We start from the raw sequence: 12862 nt of genomic DNA on the forward strand, positions 1-12862 counted from the left end.
ATGACTTCGTGCCTCATTTATAGCGTTGTGCACAGGCAACAGGCAACAGGCAACAGGCAACAGGCAACAGGCAACAGGCAACCCACCCCTCGCTCCTCCCCCTCCCAGGAGGGGAATAAAAAACGATAATATAAGACTTTTAGCTATTGGACAGTTCTTGTAATTTGTAAATATGCCAGGGCACATTGCTATACTCTAAAATTTTTTTTATAGCGCTACGCATTAAGGTGTTTGACATTTCTAAACCCTGTTCGTGGAGCGTTTCCGCACCGAAAACCCTTTAACAGTTTACTATTCCCTATTCCCTAGGGCGTAGCACTATAAAATTTTAATTTTGAAATATTTCTAAAAGTGGATGAAGTTGGTTAGCTGGCAAAAAAATCAGTCCCTCAGAATGGTGCTTGTGGCGGCGATCGCTTTCTTTGTTCTCTGTCTATTATTTAATCTGCACCGCTATTATAGTTTTTACGCCTCTTACGACCAAGGTATATTTAACCAAGTATTCTGGAATAGTATGCACGGTCGTTTTTTTCAAAGTTCTCTGTCTTCTGCTCTTTCAACAAATGTAGTTCATCAAGGCCAAATACCAGAAGTATACTATCACCGCTTAGGCCAACATTTTACTCCAGCCCTATTATTGTGGCTGCCAATATATGCTCTATTTCCATATCCCATCACCTTAACAATTTTACAAGTCACATTAGTTACTGGTGCTGGTTTAGTTTTATACATTTTAGCTAGGCACTATCTCCAGCCACCCTTATCAGTAATGATTACCATTAGCTTCTATTGTGCTAATGCAGTAATTGGCCCTACTCTGGCAAATTTCCATGATATTTGTCAGATACCTATATTTGTATTTAGCCTACTATTGGCAATGGAAAAACGCCGATGGTCTATATTTTGGATTTTAGCAATATTAATTTTAGCAGTGAGGGAAGATGCGGGAGTAGTTTTATTTGGAGTAGGATTCTATCTAATTTTGAGTAAACGTTACCCCAAAATAGGTTTAGCTATTTGTACTCTCAGTTTTGTTTATATGGTGGCTTTAACAAATCTGATTATGCCTATATTTTCCGAAGATATTTCCCAGAGATTTATGATGGAAAGATTCGGTCAATATGCAGAAGGAGAAGAAGCTTCTACTCTAGAAATTATTTGGGGTATGATTAGCAACCCTTGGCGTTTAATTGGAGAAATTTTTACCCCATTCTTTGGCACCATCAAATATTTATTGGGTCAATGGTTGCCTCTAGCATTTGTCCCTGCTGTTGCTCCTGCTGCTTGGATGGTCGCCGGGTTTCCTTTGTTAAAGTTATTTTCTGCTCAGGGTTTGTCTGTACTGTCAATTACAATTCGCTACGCAATGACAGTGGTACCTGGATTATTTTACGGTGCAATTTTATGGTGGGGAAAGAGAGAATCAGAAGTTGAAAATTCACAACTGCCATCACCAAAGTTTCAGCGTTTCTGGGTAATTTGTCTTTGCTTGTCACTATTTTTTACATTTACATCTAATCCTAATCGTACCTTCTATTTTTTGGTGCCAGACTCAGTACAACCTTGGGTCTATGTACCTGCACATCAGCAGTGGCAGCACGTTAGTCAAATGCGACCATTGTTAGGGAAAATTCCTGATGATGCTAGTGTGGCAGCAACAACTTATATTATTCCTCACTTATCAGGTCGTCGAGCAATTTTGCGGTTTCCCAGAATGCAATTGAGAAATGATGCTAGAGAGGTGGAAAAGGTGGAATATATAATGGTTGACCTGTGGCGGTTGAATAGATATCGAGTAGCATTTAAGAGCGATCGCCAACGACTAGAAAAAATTGTACCTCGAATTGAAGAACTTTATAATTCTGGTGAATATGGAATCACTGGTTTTGCAGATGGTGTGGTGTTGATGGAAAAGGGAGTTGTTTCTAATCCTGATGCTGTTGATGGATGGCAAAATTTTGAAGAAGGAGTCAGGAGACAGGAGTCAGGAGTTCAGTAGGATGTGTTAGCCCAGCGTAACTGAGCGAGATATTTGAGATAGCTACAAACTACTCAACGGTGCGTTACGGCGCAACATAATATTTTACAGTTCAACCGTAGTTTGTAGTAAGCGCCTAACGCACCCTACTGGACTAGAGAAAATTGTACCTCGCATTGAAGAGCTTTATAAATCTGGTAAGTATGGAATTACTGATTTTGCAGATGGTGTGGTGTTGATGGAAAAGGGAGTTGTTTCTAATTTGGATGCTGTTGATGGATGGGAAAATTTCCGAATTGTAGGGGCGGGTTGCACTAAAAACTTTGATACATGATATTACTGAACTTCCCCTTTGAAAAAGGGGAAAACTTGAACATTAGGATTTCTGCGATTAATAAATAATTCTCAAATTACTTCATCATCTGTCGGATGAGACAAGATATATTTTTTTGTTCCTTACGAGTAATTTTGGTTAAACTCCCAGATTCCATTTTCAACAATAGTAATTTCTCAATTTTTTTCTCTACCAGCTCAGTACGAAAATGTATTTATGTATTTATACAGAGAATCTATCTAAACATCCAAATAGACATCCAAAAAAGAAATGAGCCTTTGATTTAACCATTAAACTCAAGATAGCTGAAGAAAGTATAAAGTCCCCAAAGTTTGTAATTCCTATATTGTTATTTACACACATAAGTGGTCTATATAGTCTAAAATACACTCATAGTGCTGGCACTAAAAATGGTAAGTCAACCTGTCTACCCTTCCCGGCCAAGGCTTCAGGATATTGGACTTTTTATAAAATTATCTTGACTCTGCCTGACGGGTATTTCGCTAGCACCAATCATGGTTTTTGTCAACTTACCAAATTGCCTTATCAATGAAGCTAGCATTAGCAGCATAGGAATAGCACTGTGGTTCATACTTTTATACTAGAATCAGGCCAATGGACAATAGAAGGAAATTGGCTAGAACGCAATGGAATGTTAATTACTGTTAAGGGTAAGACTATTGTGACATGGGACCGCACAGATTGGTTCTCTATGGTTACAAAACTGATATTTCCCAGTAAAGACCGTGAGGATATTATCTTACAGTACAAAGGACGTCTCGACAGTGATGAACGACACTATACTTTTCTTCTTCAGCATAGCGAACTAGGAAAAGTAGAAGGAGAAGGATGGCTGGGCATTGATTCAATTATTCAGCGCTATTGGGTAATTGGGAATGATGTCCAACGTCGTAGTGGCTTTGAAACTTTACTACGCTTAGACGAAGAGCGGTACTATTCTACTGGCGGGGTTTTAAGTGGTCTTTCTTTGAGTAGTGCGATGGAAGCTACTATGGAACGTCAACCAGACTAATTCATAAACAATTATTAATATTTTTTAATATTCTTGAGTCTTCTTAATTTTTTAGCTAGTCACTCAATGATGTTTTTAATACTTATACTTGTAATATTTGTATATTTATACCAATGCAATTAATAAATAATGTCGCACAATATATATTGATATGAAATAATTGCCTAAAGTTGTTGTCTACTAAACTTCTTAGCTCATAAAATTTTACTTTTAAGTTCAGTGAAACAGTATTAGTTAACCCAAAAATTTGGGTAGTTACGCCTCCTCTTTTAACAGGATAAAAAAAAGAAGATTCCGTATTTTTGTAGCCTCTTTATTGCAGAGGTACTGATAACTGATAACTGAAATGACGCCCCATGATCCCCGACCCTCTTTCATTAGTTTGAAAATGAGTGAGAGAAAGAGGTCGTCCCTAAGACAACTTCCGTTTTAATCAAAATCAGGGTTCGATTCTAATCCCCACTTATGCTTTAAAAATTGTTGATAAAGAGTTTCCCTCATCAACATCTGTTCATATAATTGAACCAAGCAATCTTGAGCCTGTTGTAAACTCATCTGGCGTACCTGAGCCTCAAAAGACCGAACGCTAAATTGCTTTTCCAGTGGCATTTCCATCGGTTGGTCCATAGCTTTACTCCATATTCATAATAACAACTATGTACTGAGCTTACTTAGCGAGTAAATTCAGTAAATTTAGATACGAAAAATTCATCTGGATTGCTCCAAATGTGCCTTGTTTGATTCAGCGATCGCCTTAATGAAGTCAAAAGTCAAAAGTCAACCCACCCCTAACCCCTCCCAGGAGAGGAAGTAGGGAATTTGAGCAAGCCTCCAAAAACATTTCCCCTTAAAAGGCTGGGTTGCGAGACCCAATTATTTTGATAAATTTTCTGGAACTAATGAGAATTCATAAGACGACCGCATCATATTACAAAATATAACAAATATTTGACAAAACTGCCATCATTTTCCTTGTATCACGGATATAAAAATAGCAAATATTTAGAATTTGATTCTGCTTTAAAGAAATCCTAGATAAGAGTCAAGAGTAAAAATGCTCATTTTGAACCAATTTCTGATGAGTAGAGAATTTCTCAAGAGCCTTAAGCAGAAATTTGAACAAGTTGAGTTCTCTTAAGATTTATTTCATAAAGAGGGGATCAAATCTAAAAATAAGTAGTATGCTGAAACAAGTAACTATGAGTACTATCATTCTTAAAAATGTTTTATAAAAAATCTAAGTACAACTTATTGGCCATAGGCACAATACTAAGCTTAGTCAGCACTACTTCAGCTTATGCTTCAACTCTCAAACCAACCGCAAAACAAGCCCAATTAGCTAACACAACAATTATTGCCTTGGAAGGAGAAGCCAAAGCAGAATTTGATCGTGGGGTGAAACTTTATAAGGAAGGAGACCTGACATCAGCAGAAGCAGCATTTCGCAAAGCTATTGAATTAGATTCAGAATTTGCAGAAGCTTATGCTAATCTTGGCAGTCTTTTAGCTAATCAAAATAATTTGTCAGAAGCAATTTCCCAATTTGAAAATGCTGTTCGCCTCAAACCAGACTTAGCAGTGCTTCATTATCAACTAGGGGTAGCATTATACTTGGAAAATAAACGACCTGAAGCATTAGTATCTCTCACTAAAGCTAGAGACCTATTAAAAGAGCAAGGTAAAGGAGAAGATGCAGAAAAAATCGAGAAAGCAATACAAAGAATTCAAGCAGAATCTTAAGAGAAAAGTAGGTAAAAAAACATAGTGGTTTGTGATTTATTTATATGCAAACCACTATTTTTTTTGTTAGTTTTTAAGGCAAAGCTTTGCTAATGCTACAGTTGTTATGGCTTTGATTAGGAAAACAGCGTCATCTTATCCATCAAACTGTAGAACCCATTTGGGATCTATTTAAAAGGGAGTGTGGGAGGTGTGGGAAGGGTGGGGAGTGTGGGGAGTGTGGGGAGATGGAAGCATTATTCTATCTGCTTGGTGCGCGTTCCCGAAAAGGAGTCAGTATTCCGCAAGGAAGCTGACAGTAACGCGGGGTCTGACCGCTTGCGACTTGCCTCCTTCAGAGAAGCTGCGCTAGCGTCGTCGCGGGGTCGCATCCGCTTTTTCTCCTATCCTATTTCTGGAACTCCTGACTCGGTCCTCCTGACTCCTTTGCCAAAAACTTGTACCTTTGCAAAGATACGCTTAGGGATTCTATACAGCAAAAGTGTCTACAAATACTGAACCTGTTGTGTTACCATTAACAGTCGCGAGTGATAAAGTAGTGCCGTTGTTTTGCGCGAATGTGGCTCCATCTAATAGATCGTTATACAATGTATGAGCATAGCCGTGATTACCTACAAAACTAAAGGAACCTGGTTGAAATAGATCGTTCCAGTTAATGTATAAATCTAAGTCAGCTAATGGAGCATCGTATCCCAATGTACTGCTGGTATGGAAAGCAACAACTTTATCCGCATCACTTGGATCTAGGCGATCGTCTGTGGGGTTAGCACTAGAGAACCAACCTCCTTCAAACTCAGGACCTGCTGGGTCGAGACCAATAAGTTGATCGACTTCACCACTACGTTCGCGAAATTCTTCTCCTGCTTCACCCATTACATGAGCACCTAAACTGTGACCAATAAGTGTGGTATCAGCAGGATTAACACCTTGACCCAACAAGTAGTCTGCTACCTCAACTCCCACATCATCAACTCTGTCAGCAGCAGCCCAATAATTGAGAGTATCAGCGCCATCTTGCCAGTCTACTAATAAAATGTTAGCATCATTGCCTTCCAAATCTCGTATATTTTGTGCCATTTCTGACATCCAACCTTCAGGGGTGAAGTTATTACTTGGGTTTCCACCTGTACTTTGGAAACCATGTACGATTACATAAGTAGGATCGTTTGTGTCTATAGAGCGTGAATTATCTAATCCGCCATTATCCCAAAAATTAAAGAAAACGTCTACCATATTTTTAGTTTGTTCCCATGTATAAGTGTTTACTGAAAATATTATGCTTTGTGTTGAGTTCCATTTTGGAACTGTTACAATAATCCTACAAACTTTTGATCTGTAGGCACTAGCTATTGCTGGGCAAAAAAGCTAGGAATTATGGCTATGTCCAGTTTTGATGGATTTTTTCCATCTATATTATCTACAAGTTTTTTATAACATTTTCAGGACTTACGCAAATTTACCTTGAAAACGCCATATGTAGAGGCGGGGGAGTGGGGGAGTAGGGGAGTAGGGGAGTGGGGGAGTAGGGGAGAAAGATTGCTGTTGGGTTTATCCTAACGGATCAGCTGGCGCTAATGTCCCTCAACCCAACCTACTGACGTGTCAAGCTGAAAATGATGTATTAAATTTTTGAGTATAATTCTTGCTCTGACTAAGGTTTGGAGAATTTTCCTAAAACACTATTTCAAGCTTGACGCGCTACTACGCTTATTGAACAGTTTTAACTGTGTCAGTCTACTACTGGAGTGATATTTTGCGTAAGTCCTGATTTGTAAGGTACACCAGTCGCGGGCAAGATGCCAGCACTGCAAACACTTTACCATTCTTATCTAACTTCTGACTTCTGACTTCTGACTTCTGACTTCAAACGTCACTCCTTCATACAAAAGTTCTATAGGACATTGAAATTCAATACTTTCTAAAGCGATCGCCTCCCCTGCTTCATAATAATTACAAAACCACATTTTTCCCTCTATTCGACGATAAATTTCCACTGAATTTGATTCCGAGTCTACCAATACATATTCCTGCAAACTAGGAATTTGACGATAATATTTAAACTTATCGCCGCGATCGTAACTTGTTGTACTTGGGGAAAGCACCTCAACAATTACTTTGGGATTTTGGATAAAGTCACGCGCTTTTAGATCGTCAGGGTCATTTCAGTTATCAGTTATCAGTACCTCTTTATAAAAATATTTATAATTTTTTATTTACAAGGGTAACATAACACACGTTGAAATTACTCCAGGAATTTTTTGTAATCTAATAGCGATCGCACTTGACAACTAGAAAAAGTTGCTATATTCTGAGATTAGATTAGTATTATGGGAAAATAGTGGCTCTTTTTTTAGGGCAATTACTTTTTCAATTTTCTCTATTTTCTCTATGGCAAAGGAAAACCTATAATTTAATTTGTAGGCAAAATCAAGAAAAATCTAATTTCCGAACTTCTAAAACAGATGAAACATCTACGCAGATTCCTTGGTTTAGCTCTCCTAGCACTAATCCTGACTCTAATTCTGGCAAATTGTTCTTTATCCTCAGAACAAATATTTTCTCGACTAGAGCCTAGTGTTGTCAGAGTATTCTATAGAAATGTACCAGGACATGGAACTGGTTTTTTCGTGGCTGGAGAAAAGAGAGTCTGTACTGTACTAACGGCTGCTCATGTTGTGAGAGATAAAGGGGAAAGAGCATTAGAGACTAAGGATGGAAAAGCCTGGGATGTTGCTAGGGTGGAAATATTTCCCGGTGGTATAGATTTGGCTTTGGTTACTTTTCGCCCAGAGGGAAGAAATTGTAATTATCCGGCGCTGAAAATAGGTAATTCTGACAGTCTGAACAAGGGTAGTTTGATTCATATTTCTGGTTTTCCAATTGGGGGTTCAAATTCAGGACCGGATTTTATTTTGGGTAATGTTACCCGTTTTGGTAGCTTCACGGAGGGTTATGGAATTTCTTATGATGCTTTGGCTGTGGGTGGGATGAGTGGATCCCCTGTTGTGGATGTGAATGGTAAGGTTGTGGCAGTGCATGGAACGAGTAAGGAAGGAAAGGAAGGTTTGACTTTTCGTTGGGGTATACCTATTAATTTGTTTCAGGAGTATCAGCAGGAAGAAGAGAGGAAAAGAGCGATCGCTCAAGCCATAGAAAAACAGAAAGTAAAATTACAAGAACAACTGGAGGAAGAACGGCAGAAGCTTGAAGAAACAGAACGGCGAGTGCGAGAGTTAGAAACTGATCTGCAAGACGAAGAGAAGATAAGGGATAACACTTCTTCTACTCAGCCTTATCAAGCAATAATTGAATTTTTTTTGGGATTAGTGTTTGAACATTTTTTAGATTTGTTGATGATTGGCTTGGGCTTTTGGGTCTGCGTTTTCTTTGGTTTTAGATGCTTATTTACCTGGGCTGACAGAGAGACAAAAGAAAATTTCCACCAAAAATTTTGGTTCTCTGTGTCGTTTTTTCTTTGTGGTCTTGCATTGGTTTTGATGGTCTTGAGGAACTGGTGAATAAGAAAAAATTTATACTTTAACATCTAACAGCTTCAGCCGTGAGTAGAAAAAAGTTACAGGAATTTTGGGCCTAAAGCCCCGTCCTTTGAGGACGGCTTTTTTTTTCTATTAGTTATCATTTTTTTGTTTTTGATGTTATGATCATAATGGTTTGAAACCCCAGAGTGTTGCTATATGCTCGAACTTAAAAGTATCGCTTAAGGATACAAACATTGGGTGGCGAATACCAAGAAAAACATAGCCAACGAACCAAAAATAATTCAATTCCAGAAAAAATCAAGTTTTCGGTTTTTGATCGTATCGTGGGGCGCACGATAACGCTAGGCCAGTATCCTATTACGTCTCTGGAGATATAGCCCTCTGGGACTAACTAAACTAGACTCGCTAATTAGTTCTGTAGAACGGTTAGTTGGTTTAGACACTGCTCGTAAGAGATAGTTGGTTTTAAGGTTTGTTGAAGAAAGAGAAATTCTAGATAGTGATATTTAGAATCCTCTCGCCTTTAGGCAGAGGAGAACGTCAACCAATTTTCTCTGAGGAGTTTTCGGAAAGACAGAGAATATTTTATGCTCATTGAAATTAGTCCAGTAGTTTTTTGTAATTTAATAGCGATCGCACCTTGACAACTAGAAAAAGTTGCTATATTCTCATATTAGATTGGTATTGTGGAAAAATAGTGGCTCTTTTTTTAGAACCTGAATAACCGTAGGAGTTTGGTCTCCAAACCCTAATCCCTTGACAATCAGAAAAAGTTGTTCTTTACTTGCTGCGCATATGTACAACAATAACGTGCGAAAACTGCTGTAACTATTGGACAATAGTAACGCACTGAAATATTTGGAATAGCGAAAAACTACTCTTTAGCCACATCAATAGTTCGGGCTAAAACCCTACTACAAACTATCACAAATTCATAGGATCGACATCCACAGTCAAACTCACCCCAGGGCTGCAAAAATTAATCAACTTAGTCATATCGGGTACATCATCACATCCAGGCAATAACTTTAACAAAATCTGCCACCGATAACGATTAGCGACTCTAGCAATAGGAGCAGGTGCAGGACCTAATAAATCATATTTTCCTGCTTCCGCTTTTTCCATCAAAACACTCCCTAACTTTCTAGCAGTTACCGCTACCTCAGTCGGGTCATAACTACTCAAACGCAACAAAATTAACCGCCCATCAGGAGGATAGTGTAGTTCTGCCCGTTGTTGTAATTCAGTCTCCACAAAAGACTCATAATCATTACGTTGCACTGCTTGAATCACAGGATGTTCGGGAGTATAAGTCTGAATAATTACTCGCCCTGGGTTATCTCCACGACCAGCACGTCCTGCTACTTGCAACAATGTTTGAAAAGCACGTTCATTGGCGCGATAATCTGAAAAATGTAGTAACCCATCAGCAGAAACAACTCCTACTAATGTTACCTGAGCTAAATCTAAACCCTTGGTCAACATCTGAGTACCGATTAATAAATCTGCTTCTCCATTAGCAAACTGAGTTAACAATATTCGGTGTGCATCTTTAGTGCGGGTAGTGTCGCTATCATATCTAATACATCGTAAATCAGGAAACTGTCTGGTTAACTCTTGAGTTACCTTTTGAGTACCGCTGCCAAAAAATTTAAAGAAAGGAGAATCACATTCAGGGCAACGTTGGGGTTGTAGTTGAGTGTAATTGCAGTAATGACAACGTAACAGTTGAGTCCCCCCTTCGTGGGTATAATGATAGGAAAGTGAAACGTCACAGTGGGGACATTCCATTACATAACCGCAACTACGACAAGACACAAATGTACTATGACCGCGACGATGGATGAATAAAATGCCTTGTTGTTTAGTTTCCTGTAGTTGTTGCAGTGCTTCTTGTAGAGGATAGCTGAACATTGTGCGGTTTCCCTGTCGCAGTTGTTGGCGCATATCCACTATTTCTATGGGTGGCATCGGTCGTGAGTGGACGCGCTCTGGTAATGACAGGTAATAGGTTTTAGGTGTGAGGTTTTGGGTGTTAGGTTTTGGGGAAACATTTTCATCTACATTTTCTGGTAGATTAGGAGATGCTTGACTCAGGTTTTCTGGATGGTATTCTCTTGTTTCTAACCAACTTTCTAAAGAGGGAGTTGCCGAACCTAATATTAATGGGCAGTTTTCCAATTCTGCTCTCCATTTTGCTACAGTGCGAGCATGATAACAAGGCGCGGGGCGGTCTTGTTTGAAACTATTATCGTGTTCTTCATCTAATATTATTAGACCTAATTTTGGTAATGGAGCAAAGATAGCGGAGCGAGTGCCAATAATAACTTGAGGAATACCCCATGTCATGTTACGCCAGGTATCGTAACGTTCGCCTGGAGATAGAGCGCTATGGTAAACATAGACTTTTTTTCCAAAACGAGCGCGAAATCTATCGGTGAGTTGGGGAGTCAAACCAATTTCGGGAACAAGTACCAGAGCAGATTTGCCACTTTCCAGGATGGGAGCGATCGCCTGTAAGTATACTTCTGTTTTTCCAGACCCCGTAACTCCATGCAACAATATTTGAGCAAATTCTTGAATCTGGGTAATGGTTGTTAATGCTTCTGCTTGATAGGGGGTGAGCATTTTGATTTCATCTCTAATATTGCCCCTACCTTCTTCACGTCGCAACACCTCCTGTGCTTCTATGATGACACAGCCTTTTTCTTCTAGTTTTCTGACCACAGAAGAGTTTGTTTTGCAACTGTTAAGCAATTCAGTTAACCATGTTTCCCCACCATTTCGCCGTAGTACTTCCATAACTTCTTGTTGACGTGGAGTTAAATCTTTGGGTAAGTTTTGAACAACTAAAGTTACAGCTTGTCTCAATTTTGGTTTTGGAGGAGAAGGAGGTTCCAGATAACTTTCTACCCAACCTCGTTGGAGCAAATCTTTTAATCCTCTGTTAGCACCTTTGACTTGACGTTGGATATATTGCCAGGTGTAATCTTTGGTTTTGGAATTTTGCAGAACTTCCAGAATTTTTTTAGCGGTAGCATTGAGAAAAATTTCTGCACCTGTTGGTATTGCTTCTTCTATAATGCGGATGCGTCTTTGACTACGTTTGAGTAATCCTGGTGGTAAAGCTGTGCGAATAACTCTAATAATAGGTGTTTGATAATAACTAGCAATTTTTTCTATAAGTTGCCAATAAGTGGGAGGGAAAAAACCTCTAGTAATAATGTCTGATACATTTTTTATGCGCTCCCTTGTGAACCCTTCTGGTAGTTGGGAAGTTTTGCGAATAGCGATCGCTCCTACCTGTTGACTGCCAAAAGGTACTGTTAAAATGTCTCCTGGTTGAATGTCCAGTTCGGGAGGTATTTTGTAGGTAAATAATTTTTCCTGCTCTTCAGTATCATCTGTTGAAGTTTTGAAAGGAACATCAACTAAAACTTCCACCCACTCTTGCGACTCTTGAGGATGGTTGCTCGTGTAAGAAGACCCAGGTTCAGCCAATATTAGTTTTGAGAGTGCTTGAGTAGTTTGGGACATTTTGTCAAATTAACTAGAGGACAATTAGGGAGTTTTGCTAGTGCCGCTACGCGGAAGTCAAAAGTAAAAAGTCAAAAGTATTGATTGGTAAGGCTTTTAGGATTTTGGTTACGTAAAGGTCATAGAGTTCTATTGCACTCTTATCGAGACATGATATCATACCTTTTTTCACCAACGCCAAAAAATAAAATTAATTATCGCACAGAAATTATCAATTATTTCCCCCTACTCCCTACTCCATCTTTTCCGGAGATATCTAATTGTTAATCTCTGTACTTTTTATGGGCTTTGTTGCATGAAAGTATATAGCTGCGACTAGACTCCCGATATGTACAACAATAATGCGCGGAAACTGCTGTAACTATTGTCCAATAGTTAAATCAAACATGAATCTGCCTCAACTGAGTGATCGCTTCCTGTGACTGTATATAAATCAACATAACTATTGGACAATAGTTAAATCAAACATGAATCTGCCTCAACTGAGCGATCGCTTCCTGTGACTGTATATAAATCAACATAACTATTGGACAATAGTTAAATCAAACATGAATCTGCCTCAATTGAGCGATCGCTTCCTGTGACTGTATATAAATCAACATAACTATTGTCCAATAGTTAAATCAAACATGAATCTGCCTCAACTGAGCGATCGCTTCCTGTGACTGTATATAAATCAACATAACTATTGGACAATAGTTAAATCAAACATGAATCTGCCTCAACTGAGCGATCGCTTC

The 12862-nt window shown here is 38.9% G+C and carries 8 protein-coding genes; 4 read left to right on the forward strand and 4 right to left on the reverse strand.

Annotated elements, in window-relative coordinates:
• Positions 1-355 precede the first annotated feature (355 nt).
• Positions 356-1999 (forward strand): DUF2079 domain-containing protein, encoded by a 1644-nt coding sequence (locus F6K15_RS21600; protein ID WP_293064141.1) that lies wholly within the window; start codon positions 356-358, stop codon positions 1997-1999.
• Between the two features lie 896 nt (positions 2000-2895).
• Complete coding sequence (locus tag F6K15_RS21605) at positions 2896-3345, forward strand: hypothetical protein (RefSeq protein WP_293064144.1); 450 nt, start codon at positions 2896-2898, stop codon at positions 3343-3345.
• Positions 3346-3774: 429 nt separating this feature from the next.
• On the opposite strand, the gene F6K15_RS21610 is transcribed toward F6K15_RS21605, so the two are convergent.
• A complete protein-coding gene (locus F6K15_RS21610; protein ID WP_202224006.1) occupies positions 3775-3972 on the reverse strand; it encodes an NblA/ycf18 family protein in 198 nt (65 codons plus the stop codon).
• Positions 3973-4566: 594 nt separating this feature from the next.
• Between F6K15_RS21610 and F6K15_RS21615 the strand changes: the two genes are divergently transcribed.
• Positions 4567-5085: a tetratricopeptide repeat protein gene (locus tag F6K15_RS21615; protein ID WP_293064149.1), complete on the forward strand. Its 519-nt coding sequence runs from the start codon at positions 4567-4569 to the stop codon at positions 5083-5085.
• Positions 5086-5553: 468 nt separating this feature from the next.
• Here the strand turns inward: F6K15_RS21615 and F6K15_RS21620 are convergent, their stop codons facing one another.
• Complete coding sequence (locus tag F6K15_RS21620; protein WP_293064152.1) at positions 5554-6318, reverse strand: alpha/beta fold hydrolase; 765 nt, start codon at positions 6316-6318, stop codon at positions 5554-5556.
• Positions 6319-6914: 596 nt separating this feature from the next.
• A complete protein-coding gene (locus F6K15_RS21625; RefSeq protein ID WP_375341082.1) occupies positions 6915-7187 on the reverse strand; it encodes a Uma2 family endonuclease in 273 nt (90 codons plus the stop codon).
• 360 nt (positions 7188-7547) lie between these two features.
• On the opposite strand from F6K15_RS21625, the gene F6K15_RS21630 reads away from it, so the two are divergent.
• A complete protein-coding gene (locus tag F6K15_RS21630; RefSeq protein ID WP_293064154.1) occupies positions 7548-8603 on the forward strand; it encodes a serine protease in 1056 nt (351 codons plus the stop codon).
• A gap of 906 nt (positions 8604-9509) precedes the next feature.
• Here the strand turns inward: F6K15_RS21630 and priA are convergent.
• Positions 9510-12122, reverse strand: a complete 2613-nt coding sequence (gene priA, locus F6K15_RS21635) for a primosomal protein N' (protein WP_293064156.1) — start codon at positions 12120-12122, stop codon at positions 9510-9512.
• Between the last annotated feature and the right edge of the window lie 740 nt (positions 12123-12862).

This window comes from Okeania sp. SIO2B3 (assembly GCF_010672525.1).
Classification (GTDB): domain Bacteria; phylum Cyanobacteriota; class Cyanobacteriia; order Cyanobacteriales; family Microcoleaceae; genus Okeania.